This is a genomic window from Peribacillus tepidiphilus (assembly GCF_009466385.1).
In the GTDB taxonomy this organism is placed as follows: domain Bacteria; phylum Bacillota; class Bacilli; order Bacillales; family DSM-1321; genus Bacillus_BN; species Bacillus_BN tepidiphilus.
Window position 1 is genome coordinate 57803 of the sequence record NZ_WIAQ01000016.1, and the last position, 19861, is coordinate 77663.

Annotated in this window: 22 protein-coding genes; 1 reads left to right on the plus strand and 21 read right to left on the minus strand. The window is 41.0% G+C overall.

Annotated elements, in window-relative coordinates:
* Window positions 1-62: 62 nt before the first annotated feature.
* From nuoK to GD441_RS10340, 19 genes are all read right to left on the minus strand, one after another.
* Window positions 63-377 (minus strand): NADH-quinone oxidoreductase subunit NuoK, encoded by a 315-nt coding sequence (gene nuoK / locus GD441_RS10250; protein WP_153126338.1) that lies wholly within the window; start codon window positions 375-377, stop codon window positions 63-65.
* On the minus strand, window positions 374-889 hold the full coding sequence (locus tag GD441_RS10255; protein WP_153126339.1) for an NADH-quinone oxidoreductase subunit J: 516 nt from the start codon (window positions 887-889) through the stop codon (window positions 374-376). The genes nuoK and GD441_RS10255 overlap by 4 nt, the downstream gene beginning before the upstream one ends.
* Window positions 886-1305, minus strand: coding sequence for an NADH-quinone oxidoreductase subunit NuoI (gene nuoI / locus GD441_RS10260; RefSeq protein ID WP_153126340.1), 420 nt, complete (start codon window positions 1303-1305; stop codon window positions 886-888). The genes GD441_RS10255 and nuoI overlap by 4 nt, the downstream gene beginning before the upstream one ends.
* Before the next feature lie 47 nt (window positions 1306-1352).
* Window positions 1353-2360, minus strand: coding sequence for an NADH-quinone oxidoreductase subunit NuoH (gene nuoH, locus GD441_RS10265; RefSeq protein WP_153126341.1), 1008 nt, complete (start codon window positions 2358-2360; stop codon window positions 1353-1355).
* Complete coding sequence (locus GD441_RS10270) at window positions 2360-3460, minus strand: NADH-quinone oxidoreductase subunit D (protein ID WP_153126342.1); 1101 nt, start codon at window positions 3458-3460, stop codon at window positions 2360-2362. Before GD441_RS10270 ends, nuoH begins: the two co-directional genes overlap by 1 nt.
* Before the next feature lie 3 nt (window positions 3461-3463).
* Window positions 3464-4786: an NADH-quinone oxidoreductase subunit C gene (locus tag GD441_RS10275; protein ID WP_153126343.1), complete on the minus strand. Its 1323-nt coding sequence runs from the start codon at window positions 4784-4786 to the stop codon at window positions 3464-3466.
* A 2-nt stretch (window positions 4787-4788) separates the two neighbouring features.
* The gene (locus GD441_RS10280; RefSeq protein ID WP_153126344.1) at window positions 4789-5301 is read right to left on the minus strand and encodes a NuoB/complex I 20 kDa subunit family protein; all 513 of its coding nucleotides are present in this window, start codon (window positions 5299-5301) and stop codon (window positions 4789-4791) included.
* On the minus strand, window positions 5292-5666 hold the full coding sequence (locus GD441_RS10285; protein ID WP_153126345.1) for an NADH-quinone oxidoreductase subunit A: 375 nt from the start codon (window positions 5664-5666) through the stop codon (window positions 5292-5294). Before GD441_RS10285 ends, GD441_RS10280 begins: the two co-directional genes overlap by 10 nt.
* 763 nt (window positions 5667-6429) lie before the next feature.
* Window positions 6430-6834, minus strand: coding sequence for a F0F1 ATP synthase subunit epsilon (locus tag GD441_RS10290; protein WP_153126346.1), 405 nt, complete (start codon window positions 6832-6834; stop codon window positions 6430-6432).
* Between the two features lie 24 nt (window positions 6835-6858).
* Entirely contained in the window at window positions 6859-8256 is a 1398-nt protein-coding gene (gene atpD, locus GD441_RS10295; protein ID WP_153126347.1) for a F0F1 ATP synthase subunit beta, read from the minus strand.
* A gap of 91 nt (window positions 8257-8347) precedes the next feature.
* Entirely contained in the window at window positions 8348-9205 is an 858-nt protein-coding gene (locus tag GD441_RS10300) for a F0F1 ATP synthase subunit gamma (protein WP_153126348.1), read from the minus strand.
* A 40-nt stretch (window positions 9206-9245) separates the two neighbouring features.
* A complete protein-coding gene (gene atpA / locus GD441_RS10305; RefSeq protein ID WP_153126349.1) occupies window positions 9246-10754 on the minus strand; it encodes a F0F1 ATP synthase subunit alpha in 1509 nt (502 codons plus the stop codon).
* Window positions 10755-10778: 24 nt separating this feature from the next.
* Window positions 10779-11315 carry a F0F1 ATP synthase subunit delta gene (locus GD441_RS10310; RefSeq protein ID WP_153126350.1) on the minus strand — a complete coding sequence of 179 codons (537 nt, stop codon included), beginning with the start codon at window positions 11313-11315 and terminating at the stop codon, window positions 10779-10781.
* Window positions 11312-11833, minus strand: a complete 522-nt coding sequence (locus tag GD441_RS10315; RefSeq protein ID WP_153126351.1) for a F0F1 ATP synthase subunit B — start codon at window positions 11831-11833, stop codon at window positions 11312-11314. Before GD441_RS10315 ends, GD441_RS10310 begins: the two co-directional genes overlap by 4 nt.
* Before the next feature lie 172 nt (window positions 11834-12005).
* Window positions 12006-12230, minus strand: a complete 225-nt coding sequence (gene atpE / locus GD441_RS10320; protein ID WP_153126352.1) for a F0F1 ATP synthase subunit C — start codon at window positions 12228-12230, stop codon at window positions 12006-12008.
* A 54-nt stretch (window positions 12231-12284) separates the two neighbouring features.
* The gene (atpB, locus tag GD441_RS10325; RefSeq protein ID WP_153126353.1) at window positions 12285-13019 is read right to left on the minus strand and encodes a F0F1 ATP synthase subunit A; all 735 of its coding nucleotides are present in this window, start codon (window positions 13017-13019) and stop codon (window positions 12285-12287) included.
* Between the two features lie 20 nt (window positions 13020-13039).
* A complete protein-coding gene (locus tag GD441_RS10330) occupies window positions 13040-13411 on the minus strand; it encodes an ATP synthase subunit I (protein WP_153126354.1) in 372 nt (123 codons plus the stop codon).
* 8 nt (window positions 13412-13419) lie between these two features.
* The gene (locus GD441_RS10335; protein ID WP_153126355.1) at window positions 13420-13641 is read right to left on the minus strand and encodes an AtpZ/AtpI family protein; all 222 of its coding nucleotides are present in this window, start codon (window positions 13639-13641) and stop codon (window positions 13420-13422) included.
* 222 nt (window positions 13642-13863) lie between these two features.
* Window positions 13864-16086, minus strand: coding sequence for a S8 family serine peptidase (locus GD441_RS10340; RefSeq protein WP_191992152.1), 2223 nt, complete (start codon window positions 16084-16086; stop codon window positions 13864-13866).
* Between the two features lie 585 nt (window positions 16087-16671).
* Between GD441_RS10340 and GD441_RS10345 the strand changes: the two genes are divergently transcribed.
* Window positions 16672-16818: a hypothetical protein gene (locus GD441_RS10345; RefSeq protein ID WP_153126356.1), complete on the plus strand. Its 147-nt coding sequence runs from the start codon at window positions 16672-16674 to the stop codon at window positions 16816-16818.
* 184 nt (window positions 16819-17002) lie between these two features.
* On the opposite strand, the gene upp is transcribed toward GD441_RS10345, so the two are convergent.
* Together upp and GD441_RS10355 are read right to left on the minus strand one after the other, a co-directional pair.
* The gene (gene upp, locus GD441_RS10350; protein WP_153126357.1) at window positions 17003-17632 is read right to left on the minus strand and encodes a uracil phosphoribosyltransferase; all 630 of its coding nucleotides are present in this window, start codon (window positions 17630-17632) and stop codon (window positions 17003-17005) included.
* A 370-nt stretch (window positions 17633-18002) separates the two neighbouring features.
* A complete protein-coding gene (locus GD441_RS10355; RefSeq protein ID WP_153126358.1) occupies window positions 18003-19244 on the minus strand; it encodes a serine hydroxymethyltransferase in 1242 nt (413 codons plus the stop codon).
* Window positions 19245-19861: the final 617 nt, after the last annotated feature.

Genomic DNA, 19861 nt, shown 5'->3' on the forward strand with positions numbered 1-19861 from the left:
CATCGTGCGAAGGCTTTAAGCCTTCTATAAAAAATGCACTCTTTTTTTAATCTTGAGCATTCTTAGTTCTTCATAGAATTCATTTCATCAATATTCACTGTTTTTCTGTTTCGGTATAATGCAATGAGAATTGCCAAACCTACTGCTGCTTCTGCAGCCGCCACAGTGATGGCAAACAATGAGAATATCTGGCCAGTAATGGAAGGTGTCAGACCAAACTTACTGAAGGCTACGAGGTTTATATTCACAGCGTTCAGCATTAGCTCAATCGAAATCAGCACGATCACGGTGTTTCTCTTTGTCAGTGCCCCATACAAGCCGATGCAAAATAAAATTAATGCTAATACTAAGTATCCTGAGAGCGGAACTGAAGTCATTTTTTATCCGCCTCCTCCCGATCATCCTTTTTTGCTAAAATAATAGCCCCGATCAGAGCCACCAGTAAAATGACTGATGTTAGTTCAAAAGGAATAACGTATTTTGAATACAAAGCAACCCCGATTTGCTCGGTATTGTTTTCATGAAGTGAGACCGGCTGAACCGGAATATCAAGCGTATAGATTCCAAAGTAAACGGCCAGAGCAAAACCCACGACTCCTATCAATAAAAGGAATTTTCTGAGCCGGCTTGTTTTTGGCTCATTTACATCATTATGCTTTGTGAGCATGATCCCAAAGAGCATAATAATGGTGATAGCACCTGAATAGATGAGAATCTGTACGACAGCCACAAACTCCGCAGACAGGAGTACATAAATCCCAGCGATGGAGATAAACGTAAACACCAACGCAATCACCATATGAACAACCTTTGATAGGTTGAGTAATAAAAAGCCTCCGAGTATTGCTACAATGGAAAGAGACATAAACGCAAGAAATTCTCCACTCATGCTTTATTCTCCTTCCTGATGTTCGTATCGTTTTCATCCAGCCATTCGAGGTTTTTGAAAAGCATGTCTCTGCTATATTCAGCTAGTTCAAAATTATTTGTCATGACAATCGCTTCTGTCGGACAAACCTCTGTGCATAAATCGCATAAAATACAGATTTCAAAATTGATATCATACGTATCAATGATTTTGCCTTTTTTTGTTGGATCCGGATGCTTTTTGCCCGTAAGATTTATGCAATTTGTCGGACAAATATTTGCACATTGGTTGCATACAATGCATTTTTCCGGATAAAACTTTTGGATCCCCCTGAATCGGTCAGGAAGAGGCAGAGGCTCATCCGGATAATTGTATGTAACTTTTGCACGGGTCAAATTTTTCAGGGTATATTTTAATCCTTTTGCTAATCCAAGCATATTTGTCACCCCTTATTCTTAATGGCTAATCCCCTTTAATCAGCACATTAAAATAACTTTAATAGCTCTTTTACAATCGCTGTTAAGAAAATGTTTGCTAAAGCCACAGGCAGCAATACCTTCCATCCGAATTCCATGAGCTGATCCGCTCTCAAACGCGGGAAAGTCGCACGAATCCAGATCAATATGAATACGACAATGCTAAATTTCACAGAAAACCAGACCGCTCCAGGAATAAAATCGAGGAAAGGAAGTGAATTCCAGCCTCCAAGGAATAGAACAGTTGTCAATGACGCCATTGCGAACAAATAAACATATTCAGCAAGCATAAAAAATGCCCAACGGAAGCCTGAGTATTCCGTATGGAACCCTGCTACAAGCTCTGATTCCGCTTCTGGTAAGTCAAATGGCGTACGATTCAATTCCGCAACAGATGCAATGATAAATACGAAAAATCCAATTGGCTGCATAACAATAAACCAAAGCTTATCCTGAGCCGCCACGATGTCATTTAAATTTAAGCTGCCACTCACTAAAATCACTCCGATTACGGACATGACGAGTGGAATTTCATATGAAATCATCTGGGCTGCTGCACGCATACCACCTAGGAGGGCGTATTTGTTGTTGGAAGCCCATCCGCCGGTTACAACCCCAATCGTGGTAATACCTGAAACGGCAATGTAATAAAGCAATCCGACTCCAATGTCCGCAAATTGAAGCTTATCGGTAAAAGGAATCGTTGCAAGTACCATAAAGGCCGGGGCAAATGCAATGACCGGTGCTAAAATGAACAGCGGCTTATCTGCCAGCTTAGGGATGACATCTTCTTTCAAAAGCAGCTTTAATACATCGGCCACTGTTTGAAGCAGTCCCCAGCGTCCCCCAACTTGATTCGGACCGTGACGAATTTGCATATAACCCATGACTTTACGTTCTGCCAGGATCGCGTATGTAACAAATCCCAATACGACAAAAAGCAAAACGACGGCTAGCAAGAAAAAGATTCCAAAGTTTAAAAGCCCTGGAGAAGAATGTAGCAAATCGTTGATCATCAGCCGTCTACCTCCCCTAAAACAATGTCAATCGCACCCAAAATGGTAATGAGGTTCGCTATATTTTCTCCCTTCAACAGCTTAGGAAGAATTTGCAGATTATAAAAAGAAGGACGACGGAATTTTAAGCGATACGGCTCTTTTTTACCATCACTTGCAATATAGCAGCCAATTTCTCCACGAGGCGATTCAATTCTTACAAACGCCTCACCTGCAGGAGCTTTGATAATGCGAGGAACCTTCGCTAAAATTTCTCCCTCGCTCGGAAATTGCTCGACGGCCTGCTCCAGGATCTTTAATGATTCTTCGATTTCAGCTAGGCGACAGTGGTATCTTGCCCAAGCATCTCCTTCTTCTCTTACAGGAACATCAAAGTCAAAACGATTATAAATCGAATAAGGCTCATTTTTACGAAGATCCCATTTTACGCCTGTACATCTCAAGTTCGCTCCGCTCAAGGAGTAGTTGAGTGCATCTTCTTTTGTGTATTTCCCCACACCCTTCAAGCGTGTCATGAAAATTTCATTACCTGTAACAAGGTCATGATATCCGGCTAACTGCTCTCTCATATATGGGACGAACTCTTTTACTTTTTGAATCCAGCCTTCAGGGGCATCCCATTTTACGCCGCCCACTCTCATATAGTTAAAAGTTAAGCGTGCACCAGAAAGCTCATTTAATAGGTTGATAATCATTTCTCGTTCTCTAAACGCATAAAGAAATGGACTAATGGCTCCAATGTCTAATAAATATGTACCCCACCATACAAGATGGCTTGCAATGCGTCCGAGCTCCATGGAGATGACTCGCAAATATTCAGCTCGTTCTGGAACTTCAAGCCCCATCATAGTCTCAACCGCATGGCAGAGAACATAGTTTGTTGTCATAGCCGATAGGTAATCCATTCGATCGGTATACGGAATGATTTGTGTATATTGCAGATCTTCTGCTAATTTTTCAGTTCCACGATGCAGGTACCCAACAACTGGAGTAGCTTCAGTAATGATTTCACCGTCAATTTTTATGACAAGTCGAAATACGCCGTGTGTACTCGGATGCTGAGGTCCTACGTTCAATAGCATTTCTTCTGTACGGATCATCTGCTACACCTCCACATCGTACGGCTTATAATCTTTTCTTAAAGGATAACCAACCCAATCTTCTCCCAAGAGGATGCGTTTTAAATCGGGATGGTTCTCAAATCGAATTCCTAACAAGTCGTACGTTTCACTTTCCGGCCAGTTTGCACCTTGCCATAGTGGCACAAGCGAATCAATCACTGGATTGTCTCGATCAATCTTGACTTTAAGAGCAACGGGCTGGTTGAGCTTGTATGAATATAAATGAACATAGATTTCCATATGTGTCACATAATCCGTACCGTGGATGGTCGACAAGTAATCAAATGACAGCTGTTCATTATATTTTAAGAATTCCGCTACTTTATAATAGGTGTCTTTTTTCGCTACGAGTGTCGGTACATCTTTTGACAGTTTATTTATATAAGCATCTTCCAACACGTCATTCCCAAGATTGTCAGTGATTACTTTCACATATTTATCCAATAAAGGCTGATTAATGGAAGGCTTCTCTTCTACTTTTGGTGTTGTATCTCCATCTGTCTTTGAAGCAGCTTTTGCTTTCGCGGCAGCTGCAGCGGCGGCTTTTGCTTTCGCAGCAGCAATCGCTTTCGCTTTTTCATCATCATCTGAACCTGCTCCGCCTTGCTTAGCAAGTGCGGCAGCCTTTGCTTTTGCAGCTGCAGCGGCTTTTGCCTTGGCGGCTGCGGCGGCTTTCGCTTTAGCTGCATCAAGATCCGATTCACCCTCCGCTCCTTCTCCAGCTTTTGAGGCATTCATTTTTGCTAGGGCTGCGGCCTTTGCTTTTGCAGCTGCGGCAGCTTTTTTCTTCGCTAGATCTACATCAGCTTCTGAAGCTGGCTCCGCTTCTGCTTGCTTTGCTTCCTGCTCTTTTGCCTTCATTTTTGCCAGGGCTGCGGCCTTTGCTTTTGCAGCTGCGGCAGCTTTTTTCTTCGCTAGATCTACATCAGCTTCTGAAGCTGGCTCCGCTTCTGCTTGCTTTGCTTCCTGCTCTTTTGCCTTCATTTTTGCCAGGGCTGCGGCTTTTGCCTTAGCGGCTGCGGCGGCTTTTTTCTTCGCTAGATCTACATCAGCCTCTGAAGCTGAATCCGCTTCTCCTTGCTTTGCTTCCTGCTCTTTTGCCTTCATTTTTGCCAGGGCTGCGGCTTTTGCCTTGGCGGCTGCGGCGGCTTTTTTCTTCGCTAGATCTACATCAGCCTCTGAAGCTGGGTCCGCTTCTGCTTGCTTTGCTTCCTGCTCTTTTGCCTTCATTTTTGCCAGGGCTGCGGCTTTTGCCTTAGCGGCAGCTTCTTTTTTTAATTGTTCAAGATTTTTTTCATCGCTCACGATTACATCACCTTCTTCCCGGTTTTTGCTTCGTAGCGAATTTTCTCTTTTAGTTTATTTATTCCGTACATCAGTGCAGCTGGATTTGGTGGACAACCAGGTATGTAAACATCGACAGGTACAATCTGATCGACCCCTTTTACAACACAATAGGATCGTACGTAAGGTCCCCCAGCGGTTGCACACGATCCCATAGCTATTACCCATTTTGGCTCCGGCATTTGATCATACAATCTTTTCACAATGGGTGCCATTTTCTTTGTTACCGTACCTGACACAATCATTACATCCGATTGTCTTGGAGAAGTACGGAAAAAGGATCCGAAACGATCTAAGTCATAGTGAGAAGATCCAACTCCCATCATTTCGATGGCACAACAAGCAAGACCAAAAGTCATCGGCCATAAAGAGTTACTTCTAGCCCAGGCTTTGATCTGCTCTAAAGTTGTCATAAATACATTTTGTTTGAGTTCCTCTAACTCTTGGGGAGATATTCCTTCTAGTTTTAAATCCATTTTAACACCTTCTTTTTCCAAGCATAGACAAGACCAATGATGAGCATTAAAACGAAAATCAGCATTTCAATCAAAGCAAAAATGCCGAGCTTTTCATAGGCAACTGCCCATGGATAAAGGAATACAGTCTCCACATCAAATATCACAAACATTAGGCCAAAAATATAATAACGTACGTTAAACTGGACTCTGGAATCATGAAAAGGTTCTATTCCACTCTCGTACGTTGTATATTTCGCTGCTATCGGTTTATAAGGCCGAAGCAGTTTGCCCAGAAATAGAGCAACAACTGGCAGCAATACCCCTAGACACAGAAACACAAAAACGATCAGATAGTTATTCTGATACAAGTTTAATAGTTCCATGCCCATCCCCCTTTGTTTTTGTATTTATAAGTCTATGTAAAAGAAGTCTATGCTGTTTTAGCATAAATTCTCTAACAACTAAAATCTTTCAGTAAATTTAGAATGTAATCGAATACATTATAACATTGTTACAAATGTGTGTCGATAAGACCAGCCATTCTTAGAAATTCTTTTCTTCTGTCCATTTACATATGGGAAAGAGTCCAAAAATCTTCATAATTTGACACCTACCAACATTATTTAACACTATGGAAAATAATTATTCTGTGAGAGATGTCATACTTTTGACAAAGTTTGAAGAAATATATTGAAGAAGAAAAATATTGTTTATAGCGGATTGAGGAATTTCTATTTTTTAGTGGGAATTTTAACATCACTTTTTAAAATATATCGGTCGTCAATCGGATATATCGGTCATCGTTGAATTATATCGGTCGTTAGAACTAATATATCGGTCGTCAGAACTAATATATCGGCCGTCGTTAGAATATATCGGTCGTCATCGGATTATATCGGTCATTAGAACTAATATATCGGCCGTCGTTAGAATATATCGGTCGTCAGGTCCGATTTATCGGTCGTCGTTGGGATATATCGACCGTTTACAACTATATCCATTGCTTAGGAAGGATTCGCCAATAAGATGGATCGAATACCCGCCTAGATATCTCAGTTTCTCTGCAAGATAAAAGCTCTTTTTTATAGAAAAAACTGACTAAAAAGGTCGTTAACAAACGACACTTTTTAGTCAGCTTCCATTTTATTAGAAATTTCTTTCAACAATTGAAATACGGTTGATGGCACGTCTTAAAGCGAGCTCTGCTCGTTTTGCATCAACGTGTTCTTGTGCGTCCTGCAATCGCTTTTCAGCACGTGCTTTCGCAGCTTTTGCACGAGCAACATCGATATCTTCAGCTCTTTCCGCAGATTGAGCTAGAATGGTCACCTTTTCAGGACGAACTTCTATAAAGCCTCCGCTAACTGCGATGTACTCTGTAGAGCCTTCCTTTTTTAGGCGAACTGCACCAATTTCTAAAGGAGCGACCAACGGAATGTGACCTGGTAATATACCAAGCTCCCCACTTTTCGCTTTCGTGCTGACCATTTCTACATCTGCTTCATATACTGGGCCATCGGGAGTAACAACACTGACTTTTACCGTCTTCATTTCATACCCTCCTAGGTCCCTTTATTAAGCCATTTGTTTTGCTTTTTCAACCACTTCTTCGATTCTTCCTACAAGACGGAATGCATCTTCAGGAAGATCGTCATACTTACCTTCTAAAATTTCTTTGAAGCCTCTAACAGTTTCTTTAACTGGTACGTAAGAACCTGGTTGACCAGTGAACTGTTCAGCTACGTGGAAGTTTTGAGATAAGAAGAATTGGATACGACGAGCGCGATGAACCACAAGCTTGTCTTCTTCAGATAGTTCATCCATACCTAAGATCGCAATGATATCTTGAAGCTCTTTGTAGCGTTGTAAAGTTTGCTGTACGCGACGAGCTACCGTGTAATGCTCTTCTCCAACGATTTCTGGTGTTAAAGCACGAGATGTTGAAGCAAGCGGATCCACCGCAGGGTAGATACCCATCTCAGAAAGCTTACGCTCAAGGTTTGTAGTCGCATCTAAGTGAGCGAAAGTTGTTGCCGGAGCTGGATCTGTATAGTCGTCTGCCGGTACGTAAATCGCTTGGATCGATGTTACGGAACCTACGCTAGTAGATGTGATACGTTCTTGCAGCTGACCCATTTCCGTTGCAAGTGTAGGCTGGTAACCAACCGCTGATGGCATACGGCCAAGTAGGGCAGATACCTCAGAACCTGCTTGAGTAAAGCGGAAGATGTTATCGATAAAGAATAATACGTCCTGTCCTTGCTCATCACGGAAGTATTCAGCCATTGTCAAACCAGTTAAGGCAACACGCATACGTGCACCAGGCGGCTCGTTCATTTGTCCGAATACCATCGCTGTTTTCTTGATAACGCCGGAATCGCTCATTTCATGGTATAAGTCGTTTCCTTCACGAGTACGCTCACCTACGCCGGCGAATACGGAAATACCACCGTGCTCTTGAGCGATGTTGTTGATCAATTCTTGGATTAATACGGTTTTACCTACACCTGCACCACCGAATAGACCGATCTTTCCACCTTTGATATATGGAGCAAGAAGGTCTACTACTTTAATACCTGTTTCAAGGATTTCAACTTCAGTAGAAAGCTGCTCGAAAGATGGAGCTGGTCTGTGAATAGGATCACGGCGTGCATCTTCAGGAATTGGTCCTTCAAGGTCAATATGCTCTCCTAATACGTTGAAAACACGACCTAAAGTTACATCACCTACAGGTACAGAGATTGGTGCACCTGTGTCAATTACTTCAGCTCCACGAGTCAAACCGTCTGTGGATGCCATGGCAACTGTACGTACTGTATCATCACCTAAATGAAGGGCTACTTCTAGGGTTAAGGTTTCTCCAGACGCCGCCTTTTGAACTCTTAACGCATTGTAGATCTCAGGAAGTTGACCACTTTCGAACTTTACGTCAACAACTGGACCTGTTACTTGGGTAATGCGTCCTTTATTCATCGTTTTCCCTCCTAACGTAACATATGACGATTACAATCTATTGGAGACCGGCAGCCTATCGTCCACGCATACCGGTCCGATTATAAAAATATTATTCTAAAGCTGCTGCACCGCCGACAATCTCAGTGATTTCTTGCGTAATCGCAGCTTGACGCGCTCGGTTATACTGAAGAGATAGAGTGTTAATAAGCTCTTTTGCATTATCTGTTGCATTTTTCATAGCAGTCATACGAGCTGCATGCTCACTAGCTTTTCCATCCAGTAATGCACCATAAATTAAGCTTTCCGCATATTGAGGAAGTAATACTTCCAGAATTTCTTCTGCAGAAGGTTCAAATTCATAGGCTGTTAATTTAGAGGAAGAGGCGATGTCTGTTAAAGGCAATAGCTTCTTCTCTGTTACATCCTGTTGAATTGCACTTACATAATGGTTGTAGTACAAATACAACTCGTCAAATGTTCCATCAGAGAACATGCCAACTGTTGTTTTTGTAATGTTACTTATGTCTGCAAAAGAAGGCTGATCAGGAAGTCCTGTTATATCTAACACGACATTCATTTTGCGCTTCTTGAAGAAATCGCGGCCAACACGACCGATGGCGATGATTGCGTACTCATCTTGAGATTTATGGCGTTGTTTGATCGTTTGAAAGACATGACGAAGGATGCTACTGTTGTAAGCACCTGCAAGACCACGGTCTGAAGTGATTACAAGATATCCAGTCTTTTTAACAGGACGGGAAATCAGCATCGGATGAGTCACAGCTTTACTTCCAACTGCAATGGAGGCAACTACCTCTTGAATTTTTTCCATGTATGGAACGAAAGATTTTGCATTCGTCTCAGCACGGTTTAATTTAGCGGCAGACACCATTTCCATAGCTTTGGTAATTTGGCTCGTCTTTTTTGTTGATGTAATACGAGACTTAATATCGCGCAAAGATGCCATTTATTCTCACCACCCTTTTTATTTTGTTAGACTGGACCGATTATTCAGAAACAACGAAAGTCTTTTTGAATTCGTTAATCGCAGCAACCATTTCGTCATCTTTTGGAAGATCGCCAGTTGTGCGAATATGGTCTAACAAATGAGTGTGGTTGTGGTCTAACCAGCTTAAGAAATCATTTTCGAAACGGCGAATATCTTCAACTGGAATATCATCTAGGTGACCACGTGTTAATGCGTAAAGAATCATAACTTGCTTCTCTACTTTTAACGGTTTATGCAAATCTTGCTTTAACACTTCTACAGTACGAGCACCACGAGCAAGCTTAGCTTGAGTTGCTTTATCAAGGTCAGAACCGAACTGAGCGAAGGCTTCAAGCTCACGGTAAGAAGCAAGGTCTAGACGCAGTGTACCTGCAACCTTTTTCATTGCTTTAATTTGAGCAGCACCACCTACGCGGGATACGGAAAGACCAGCGTTGATTGCAGGGCGTACGCCTGAGAAGAATAGATCAGATTGCAAGAAGATTTGTCCATCCGTAATAGAGATAACGTTCGTTGGGATATACGCAGAAATATCGCCTGCTTGTGTTTCAACGAATGGTAACGCAGTAATGGAACCTGCACCTAGAGAATCATTTAATTTTGCAGCACGCTCTAACAAACGAGAGTGCAAGTAGAATACGTCCCCTGGGAATGCTTCGCGGCCTGGCGGACGACGTAATAATAGAGAAAGCTCACGGTATGCAGCAGCTTGCTTAGAAAGATCATCGTAAACAATAAGCACGTGCTTACCGTTGAACATGAAGTATTCAGCCATTGCAACACCAGCGTAAGGAGCTAAGAATAATAGCGGTGCTGGTTGTGAAGCAGATGCAGTTACGACGATTGTGTAGTCTAATGCACCATGCTTACGAAGAGTTTCAACTGCTCCACGAACAGTCGATTCTTTTTGACCGATCGCTACATAGATACAGATCATGTTTTGATCTTTTTGGTTTAAGATTGTATCAATCGCAACAGATGTTTTACCTGTTTGACGGTCTCCGATGATTAACTCACGCTGACCGCGTCCGATTGGAACAAGAGCGTCAATCGCTTTAATACCAGTTTGAAGCGGCTCATGAACAGATTTACGATCCATTACGCCTGTTGCTGGACTTTCGATTGGACGAGTTTTCGTTGTGTTGATTGGACCAAGACCATCTACAGGTTGTCCTAGTGGGTTTACAACACGACCGATTAATTCTTCACCTACAGGAACCTCCATGATGCGTCCTGTACGGCGTACCTCGCTGCCCTCACGAATTTCTGTGAAAGGTCCAAGAATAACGATACCTACGTTATTTTCTTCAAGGTTTTGTGCCATACCCATGACACCATTTGAGAATTCTACGAGCTCTCCAGCCATTACATTATCAAGACCATGAACGCGAGCGATACCGTCACCAACCTGAATAACTGTACCTACATCGCTTACTTTAATTTCTGACTGATAGTTTTCAATTTGCTTTTTTATCAGCGCACTGATTTCTTCAGCTTTGATGCTCATGAATTTCACCCCTATCTATGAATGTTATCCTAATAGTTGTCGCTCAAGGCGCTCTAATTTACCGCTGATGCTTCCATCAAAAATGCGGTTGCCGATTTGCAGCTTAATGCCACCAATTAAATTACGATCTATAATATTTTCGATTCTTAACGTTTTCTTTCCAACCTTGCGAGCAAATGTAGAAGATATCGCTTCACGTTCTGCTTCTGTTAAAGGACGAGTTGTGTACACTTTTGCGTCAGCAATCGATTTCTCTTCGTTAGCCAGGTCAATAAAGTCTGCAGCCATTTGAGAAATAGATTGAGAACGGTGGCGTTCTACCATAAGCATTAAGGTATTTTTTAATGGAACAGATACAGTGCCAAAAATTTCGGATAAAAACTGTCTCTTCTTATCCAGTGAGATTTTTGGATGATTTAAGAAAGAAAGAAGCTCTTTATTTCCAGAGAAAATTTCTTTTATTACTCGAATTTCCTCTTCGATTTGATCAAGAATATTTCGTTCCTTGGCAATTTCAAAAAGAGCTACTGCGTAGCGCTTCGCTACTGTCGTTTGGCTCATTGTTTATCTCCTGCCTCTTGAAGATATTCATTGATCAATTTTTCTTGATCGGCTTCTGTTAATTCTTTTTCAATCACTTTAGATGCGATCATGACAGATAGAGAAGCCACTTGCTCGCGTAATGCTGCAACTGCCTTTTCTTTTTCCTGTTCAATTTCGCGCTTAGCTGCTTCTTTAATTCTTTCCGCTTCAGCACGTGCTGACATGATAATTTCTTCGCGTTGTTCTTCTCCGTGCTTCTTTGCGTTTTCAATCAAACCTTGAGCTTCTACACGAGATTGTTTTAATAACTCGCGTTGTTCTTCAAGATATTTAGCTGCTTCAACACGGCTTTTTTCAGCCGCTTCAATTTCGTTCGCAATGTGCTCTTCACGTTGTTTCATGATTCCCATTAACGGACCCCATGCAAACTTTTTAAGCAACGCCAACAAAATAATAAAAATTAAAAGCTGATACACTATATCTCCACTGTTAAAGCCACCAGCTGCTGATCCAAGTACAAAACCGCTTGTTAACACGCTCGGTTCACTCCTTTCAAAGAGTTGTTCATTGAATAAAGGCAAAAGTACAAGTTTTTCTTTCTTCGATTCGTGAATTATGTAGCCTTAAGGGATACAAGTTTGAGACATAAAGGAATGGCGAAGGTTCTCATGGAATGATCTTCGCCATTATTGAACAACTTAATTAATCTTATTTACCCATTACAATAAACGCGATAACAACGGCGATAATAGGAAGGGCCTCAACTAATGCAACCCCGATAAACATTGTAGTTTGAAGCATGCCGCGAGCTTCTGGCTGACGAGCCATACCTTCAATTGTACGTCCTACGATAAGACCGTTACCGATACCAGCACCTAATGCACCTAAACCAACTGCAATTGCAGCTGCTATTAGACCTAAAGAACCTGTCATGTTAAATTTCCTCCTTAAGAATGTAAGTGTATTTTTCTAAAAATAATTTTATAATTAATGGTCCTGGCTCACTTTATGTGAAAGAAAAACCATTGTTAACATTGTGAAAATAAAAGCTTGGATTGTACCTACAAAAATACTGAAGCCTTGCCATGCAAGCATTGGCACAGCTGCCATAGCTGATCCTAAAATACCACTGCCAATTCCATTCACATATCCATTTGTTGCAAGTCCTGCAAGCAATGATAATAGAATCTCACCAGCATAGATATTACCGTAAAGTCGCAGACCTAAAGTAAGAGTGTTTGAGAACTCTTCAATAATTTTCAAAGGAAACATGAAACTCATTGGTTGAAAATAGCTTTTTAGATATCCTTTTGCACCCAGCATTTTAACACCATAATAGTGGGACAACCCTACTACCATAACCGCTAACGTTAAGGTAATTGTTGGATCTGCTGTAGGTGATTTCCACCAAAGCTCATGTCCTACCACGACTGAGAAAGGTAACCCTAACATATTTGAAACAAATATGTACATTATTAAGGTCATTCCCAGTAAAAGAAAGCGTCCGCCTGTATTCCAATCCATCGTGCTGTTAATTAGGCCTTTAACGAAATCCATAACCCATTCAATAAAATTTTGCATTCCGGTTGGCTTTAACGCAAGACGGCGAGTAGACGCTACAGCAATAATGAAGACTATAAGACTGGCAATTGTTATCATCATGACGTTTGCCATGTTGAAATTCAATCCCAAAAATTCCTTGATAGGAGCTTCATGATTCAACAGTATTCACCTCTCTTTTTTTACTTCTGTCGTAATTTTTGAATAAAAAAATCTATCATAATGACCAAATAACCAGTCATTAATCCTATTACCACACTTATCAAGTGAAACTGTTCAGGATATTTCATAGCGATGACTGTTGCTAAAGCCGCTATTGACATCCTAGTTAAGGTACCAAGAGACTTTACTTTTTTTCCTTCATCTGCCGCTTTAGTAAATTTCCTGTGTTTTTTGACCATGGACCAAAAAATGAAAAGACTTAGGGTTGTACCCAGTATTAAACCCAGGAAAATCGTTTGATAAGAACTAAATCCGGCTCCTAATACATAAATAGCCAAAAGAAACAACATGTACTTTCGCTGCCTGATAAACATTAATTCTAATTCTGGCATTATATGGTTTAATCTCCTGAGAAATATTTTCGGATTGTGCGAAGTATCGATAATATACCTGCAGCAAGTCCTATTAGAAGACCCAACACTAAGAATAGAGGTTCGGTGTCAAATCTCTGATCCATCCATCTCCCTGAAAAGAGGCCGATCAAAAGGGATCCGACTAACTGTGAAAGAATAGCTGACATGAGAGCCATTGCTTGAAAAGGGTGGCGATTATTTTGACGCATGTTGCATCCTCGCAAAATTTTTTCAAACGAGTAATTTATGTATCCATTATGGAGAAGTGAGAAAATAAACTGAACAAAATTTTCTGAAAACCCTATCATTTTATACCCTTTGTTAGCATACAATAGGCTATTTGTATTGTCAATGCGTCAACAATAAAAATCTCACAACCTATTGATTGTTCACATTTTTATCAAAATTAGTCATTTTTTAGGGAAGTGAGTTTACGGAATGACAATCGAGGTTTCAATTCGATCCTCCTTGCTTCCCTTTTTAGCAAAAATTACCGCATAATAGGTTCCTGAGGGCGGCAGCTTCATTTTTTCGATAACCTTTTCTCGAAGTCCCCTTGGTGCATTCACTGCTGTATCGAGAAATCCCGAAAAACGAAAGGTATCTGCATCATAGAGGGCAATTCCCATCTCGTCTGCTCCTCCTGGAAGGTACAGCTCGTAACGCAAAGTTTCCCCATTATCTCCTGCTCCCATTTCAAATCCCATAACTCTTGGATAATCAGGTTCTTCTTTTACATATAAATAGGGGATATGAAGAGTTTTGGAATCCTCATGAATCTGTAGATATCCATCATAAATTCCTTTTTTCAATTTCTTCGGGTTCACAGACAGACCGATTTTTACCTCTTTTTTTTCTCCTGCCATTAACGAAAAGGAAATCGGTAGCTTCCAGACAAGACCTGGTTCATCTAAAGGCATCTTAAATGAGAAATGTTTCGTTCTTTTTCCCTTATTTTCAATTGTAATGGTTTTCTGATGCTGAGCTTCTCCTCTAAGGTTTTCATATAAGCCAAAAGTAAGTGAGCTAGGATCAATGAAGGTATCAGCCTTAACAGCTTCTTCAATTTGGATTCTTCCCGCTCCTTGCTCGTACGTGTGATACAATTCTCCCTTTTCATTCGATAATAGCTTAGCCGTAGTCATAAGGGCTGACTTCATTTGTACGGCTGTCCATTCAGGGTGAGCTTGCTTAAGAAGCGCGCATGCTCCCGCCACATGAGGAGAAGCCATACTTGTTCCTTGAAGAATCTTATATCCATTTGGGATTGTACTTCTGATGGCTACCCCAGGAGCGACAAGATCGGGTTTAATTTCCCAATTAACCGTTACAGGTCCTCTTGAGCTGAAGGCTGCAATTTTATCCTGATCTCTTCTATATATGGTTGTGATCGGGATCATCTTTTCTTTTAAGAGCAAAGCCTTGAGCTTTTCACCATTCTCTTTTGATAGAGCAGCTGCAGGAATCTGTGTTTTCTTCTCTACATTCCCTAAAAAATTTCCTTTTGTATTATTATAAATAATGACACCTTTTGCTCCTGCTTTCTCAGCATTGCTGATTTTTTCTTGGAAGGTTAGTTCTCCTCGTTTTACTAGTGCGATTTTATTTCTTGCTCCTTTGAAATCCCCTTTTTTCCCGATTCCTGCTAATACAAGCTCTTCTGGTAGAGGAAAATCCCACTTCTTTGTTCCTTCGATTGGAAGCAAGCCGATTTCTTGTGCTCGACTACCTAATCCGATTTTAATAAACGGTAAATTCAGTGGGGGAGTAGATGCACCAACCGAAATCGCTCTGTAGGAAGTCCCGGGCGATCCAACTGTCCAAATGCCAGGGCCCGAATTCCCGTTTGAAGTGACCGCAATAATTCCTTTTTCGACTGCCTTATTTAAAGCCTTTGTAATTGGCAAGTCAGGACCATTCACATTGTTGCCTAACGAAAGATTTAAGATGTCTACCTCATCCTTTATCGCTTGTTCAATTGCAGCAATGACTTGCTCCGTTGTGCCATAACCACCTGGACCAAGTGCTCTGTATGCGATAATCTCCGCTTCAGGCGCTACTCCTTTTAGGCGACCGTTAGCTGCAATGATTCCGGCCACATGCGTTCCATGAAGCGTCGCAAGCTGTTTTTCTCCTTTTGTTTCCATTGGATCATTATCATTGTCTACAAGATCTTTTCCTCCTTGGTAAGAACGTTTTAAATCAGGATGATGATAATCCATACCAGTATCCACGACACCCACTCTTACTCCTTTTCCAGTAAGACGTCTGTGCTGGGCGTCATAAAACCCTCTCATTTGGTCTCCCCCGATAAACGGGACACTATGATCTAATGTTGGCTTATATGTAACGACCTCAGAAACCAGATCGAATCGGGAATCTTCCTTTAATAGAGACAGATCTTTTCTTTTCACTTTGACAGAAAATCCATTCAGGGCATGAACAAAAATATTCCTCAGCTCCATATTCGGATATTCCTTTTTAATGCCATGGATATTAGTTGAAGAATCATGATCATGAAGTGTAATAATGGCGATCACCTCTTCTTGTGAGGGCTTAGGTATTTTGGGGATCACTAATTCTCTTGCATTAACCGGCAAGGTCAGGAGCCCTATCAAACAAAAAGTCAGAAATATACTTCTCAAACGAATCATCCTCCTGACTATAGGTTTACACTCAAGCGTATTGCTATTCATGTTCACGAGATTAGGAACTGGATTTTTTTGAGAGCGGGAGGTTTTTTTGGGGGAGTGAGATTAAGGCTATAATTGCTGTTCATCAACACACCATATTTTCGTAGTTTTGCCTTGTATTTGAAGGTTCACTTAAAAAGAGAGGGGTTTTGCTTAAATTAGAGGAGGTTCGATTAAATTAGGTTTACCTTATATTTGAAGGTTCACTTAATAGAGAGGAATTTCGATTAAATCAGAGGAGGGTTCGATTAAATTAGGTTTACCTTATATTTGAAGGTTTACTTAAATAGAGAGGAGGTTCGATTAAATTAGGTTTTCCTTATATTTGAAGGTTCACTTAAATAGAGAGGAGGTTCGATTAAATCAGAGGAGGTTTTGATTAAAACTCTAAGTTTTTCGCTTAAATCAAAAGATCAGGGCTTTCCTTTATGTATACGGTCTTTAGAATGAACTAATCTATTTTCTAAAGTTGCCACTAAACTAAAAAATTAAATGAAAAATCTTTAAATAAAATGGTTTTTCCATAGGAAATCAGTTGTCAATCCGATGTATTGGTCATTAGAGGCAAGAATTCGGTTGTTATTCAAATTATATCGGTCGTCACATCCTAGATATCGGTCGTCATTCTATTATATCGGTCGTCGCATCCTAGATATCGGTCGTCATTCTATTATATCGGTCGTCGCATCCTAGATATCGGTCGTCATTCTATTATATCGGTCGTTGCATCCTAGATATCGGTCGTCACTCAAATAGATCGGTCTAAGGAGAGAAATCTTATACAAAAGTTTCCTTCTAAGAAGAATAAGGAGCGACCCGACAACTTTCGGGTACGCTCCTTTTTGTATGAAGACTTACGATCCAATCGTGGTTTATATTATTTTGTACCGAATAAACGGTCTCCGGCATCTCCTAATCCCGGTACAATGTAGCCCTTTTCATTAAGCTTTTCATCAAGAGCAGCAATGTAAATATCCACATCAGGGTGCGCTTTCTTAACAGCTTCGACACCTTCTGGAGCAGCAATTAAGCACATAAATTTAATGTTTTTTGCACCGCGCTTTTTTAAGGAGTTAATGGCTTCAACTGCAGATCCGCCTGTAGCTAGCATTGGGTCGACAACAATAAAATCTCTTTCTTCTACGTCACTTGGAAGCTTTACATAATATTCTACTGGTTTAAGCGTTTCTGGATCTCTATATAAACCAATATGTCCTACTTTTGCAGCAGGGATTAATTTCAAAATACCATCAACCATACCAATTCCGGCGCGAAGAATAGGAATGATTCCTAATTTCTTACCTGAAAGCACCTTGGATTTTGATACGCTTACAGGAGTTTCGATTTCTACCTCTTCAAGCGGCAAATCTCTTGTTATTTCGAATGCCATAAGGGTTGCTACTTCATCTACTAGCTCGCGAAACTCTTTTGTACCTGTTGACTTTTCACGGATATATGTAAGTTTGTGCTGAATCAATGGATGGTCAAAAACATAAACCTTAGCCATTCAGGATCTCTCCTTTTTATGAAATGAATTACAAAAAACCACACTTCTGTTCATTTTACAGAAAAAAAATTGAATCAGCAACAGAGATATTTAGAAGTTTGCAAAATGTAAAAATATTTTATTTTTCATTATTTTTATACTCACCTTTTCTTCTTAACAGAGAAGCTGGAAGATGGCATTTTCTCACTGGTTACCTCATTACTCTTTCCCCTCCAAGTTACCACATTACTTGCCGGTTTACCTGAAATACTCGCTAATGGAAGGTCTTCGCTGGCAAGTTAGCATTTTACTCGCAATTTCAGGATACTCTCAAGCCCGTTACCACACTACAAAAATACCACCCCGATATATCGGAGTGGCATAAAATTTTTTATAAAGAAGGATATAATTCGTACTTACCTGATAAAGCTCCAACGCGCTTTTTCGCTTCTTCAAGCTTCGCTGCGTCTTCATGATTTTTAAGGGCTAATCCAATGATGGCTGCAATTTCATCCATGTCCTCAACTTTGAAGCCGCGAGACGTAACCGCTGCAGTCCCGATACGGATTCCACTTGTTACAAATGGGCTTGCAGGATCGTAAGGAATGGTGTTTTTATTAACAGTAATACCAATTTCATCTAAAACTTTTTCCGCCACTTTTCCTGTTAATCCTGTAGAGCGCAGGTCCACAAGAAGAAGATGATTGTCTGTTCCGCCAGACACAAGGGTAAAGCCTTCTTTCTTTAATCCTTCAGCTAAACGTTTTGCATTATCCAAAATGTTTTGGGCGTACTCTTTAAAGTTTCCGTTCAATACCTCACCAAATGCAACAGCTTTTGCTGCAATAACATGCATGAGTGGTCCACCTTGGATTCCAGGGAAAATCGCTTTATCGATTTTCTGAGCAAATTCCTCTTTACAAAGGATCATTCCTCCACGTGGTCCGCGAAGCGTTTTGTGCGTCGTTGTTGTTACGAACTCTGCATAAGGAACTGGATTTTGATGAAGCCCAGCAGCAACAAGACCCGCAATGTGAGCCATATCGACCATTAAATAAGCTCCTACTTCATCCGCAATTTCCCTAAAACGCTTGAAATCAATTGCACGAGGATAGGCACTTGCACCTGCTACAATCAGCTTTGGCTTATGTAGTTTTGCTTTTTCTAACACGTCATCATAGTTAATCAAATGTGTTTTTTCATCTACACCGTACTCGACAAAGTTGTATTGCACACCTGAAAAGTTTACCGGGCTTCCGTGGGTTAAGTGACCACCATGGGACAAGTTCATTCCAAGGACCGTATCACCAGGCTCTAAAACCGTAAAGTAAACAGCCATGTTTGCTTGGGCTCCAGAGTGCGGCTGAACGTTTGCATGGTCAGCTCCAAAAATTTCTTTGGCGCGATTACGAGCTAATTCCTCTACCACATCTACATACTCACAGCCTCCGTAATAGCGCTTGCCTGGATAGCCTTCTGCATACTTGTTTGTTAATACAGACCCTTGCGCTTCCATGACCGCTTCACTAACAAAGTTTTCTGAAGCAATCAATTCGATTTTTGATCGTTGACGACCTAATTCATCTTGAATCGCTTGAAACACTTGCTCATCTTGCTTCGCTAATTGACTCATTGCCATCCTCCTTGTTATGTGCCGCTAATCTAAAGCGGACAGCTTGATACGTTTTTTGAAAATTCTACTCTATTTTACCACGTTCGATTTCTGAGTGGTAGTGTTGGATTTTTTCCTTTTTATCAGTAACTAATTACTTAAATGTCGAACGATAAAAATAAGAAGATGTTATAATATTCGGATATTATCATCGACATTCATTTTCCTTCTTCCACTTAAAGGATTATAATAAAAATGTTACATCTTTTTGAACTTTTTATCCCGCATTAACAGGCAGTAAGACCCCCACTTCAAGGCTTAGTGGTATTGATGAAGTACTATGTGGGTGTCAACTGCCCATAAAAGCCCGAACATAAGGATCACAGACTAAAAACGCCACATCGTGTGGCAACGTCTGTGTGAACCACATCCTGTGGGCCTCAGGCTAATCAGTGGGAATAAAGCCCCCCACTTATGGAAGTTTCACTTTATAGTAAAGGCTGTTTTCGCAAACTTTGTTGCTTTTTAACAAGTAGTGAGGATAGGTTGATTTCCGCTCCAGGATGCTCGCTTTCCGCGGGGCGGGCGGTGAGCCTCCTCGGCGTGCAGCGCCTGTGGGGTCTCACCTGTCCCGCTGC

Coding starts and splice junctions, on each gene's coding strand:
- nuoK (WP_153126338.1), bottom strand. CDS start 377: ATGACTTCAGTTCCGCTCTCAGGATACTTAGTATTAGCATTAATTTTA.
- GD441_RS10255 (WP_153126339.1), bottom strand. CDS start 889: ATGAGTGGAGAATTTCTTGCGTTTATGTCTCTTTCCATTGTAGCAATA.
- nuoI (WP_153126340.1), bottom strand. CDS start 1,305: ATGCTTGGATTAGCAAAAGGATTAAAATATACCCTGAAAAATTTGACC.
- nuoH (WP_153126341.1), bottom strand. CDS start 2,360: ATGATCAACGATTTGCTACATTCTTCTCCAGGGCTTTTAAACTTTGGA.
- GD441_RS10270 (WP_153126342.1), bottom strand. CDS start 3,460: ATGATCCGTACAGAAGAAATGCTATTGAACGTAGGACCTCAGCATCCG.
- GD441_RS10280 (WP_153126344.1), bottom strand. CDS start 5,301: ATGGATTTAAAACTAGAAGGAATATCTCCCCAAGAGTTAGAGGAACTC.
- GD441_RS10285 (WP_153126345.1), bottom strand. CDS start 5,666: ATGGAACTATTAAACTTGTATCAGAATAACTATCTGATCGTTTTTGTG.
- GD441_RS10290 (WP_153126346.1), bottom strand. CDS start 6,834: ATGAAGACGGTAAAAGTCAGTGTTGTTACTCCCGATGGCCCAGTATAT.
- atpD (WP_153126347.1), bottom strand. CDS start 8,256: ATGAATAAAGGACGCATTACCCAAGTAACAGGTCCAGTTGTTGACGTA.
- GD441_RS10300 (WP_153126348.1), bottom strand. CDS start 9,205: ATGGCATCTTTGCGCGATATTAAGTCTCGTATTACATCAACAAAAAAG.
- atpA (WP_153126349.1), bottom strand. CDS start 10,754: ATGAGCATCAAAGCTGAAGAAATCAGTGCGCTGATAAAAAAGCAAATT.
- GD441_RS10310 (WP_153126350.1), bottom strand. CDS start 11,315: ATGAGCCAAACGACAGTAGCGAAGCGCTACGCAGTAGCTCTTTTTGAA.
- atpE (WP_153126352.1), bottom strand. CDS start 12,230: ATGACAGGTTCTTTAGGTCTAATAGCAGCTGCAATTGCAGTTGGTTTA.
- GD441_RS10330 (WP_153126354.1), bottom strand. CDS start 13,411: ATGCCAGAATTAGAATTAATGTTTATCAGGCAGCGAAAGTACATGTTG.
- GD441_RS10335 (WP_153126355.1), bottom strand. CDS start 13,641: ATGCGTCAAAATAATCGCCACCCTTTTCAAGCAATGGCTCTCATGTCA.
- GD441_RS10340 (WP_191992152.1), bottom strand. CDS start 16,086: ATGATTCGTTTGAGAAGTATATTTCTGACTTTTTGTTTGATAGGGCTC.
- GD441_RS10345 (WP_153126356.1), top strand. CDS start 16,672: ATGTATTGGTCATTAGAGGCAAGAATTCGGTTGTTATTCAAATTATAT.
- upp (WP_153126357.1), bottom strand. CDS start 17,632: ATGGCTAAGGTTTATGTTTTTGACCATCCATTGATTCAGCACAAACTT.
- GD441_RS10355 (WP_153126358.1), bottom strand. CDS start 19,244: ATGAGTCAATTAGCGAAGCAAGATGAGCAAGTGTTTCAAGCGATTCAA.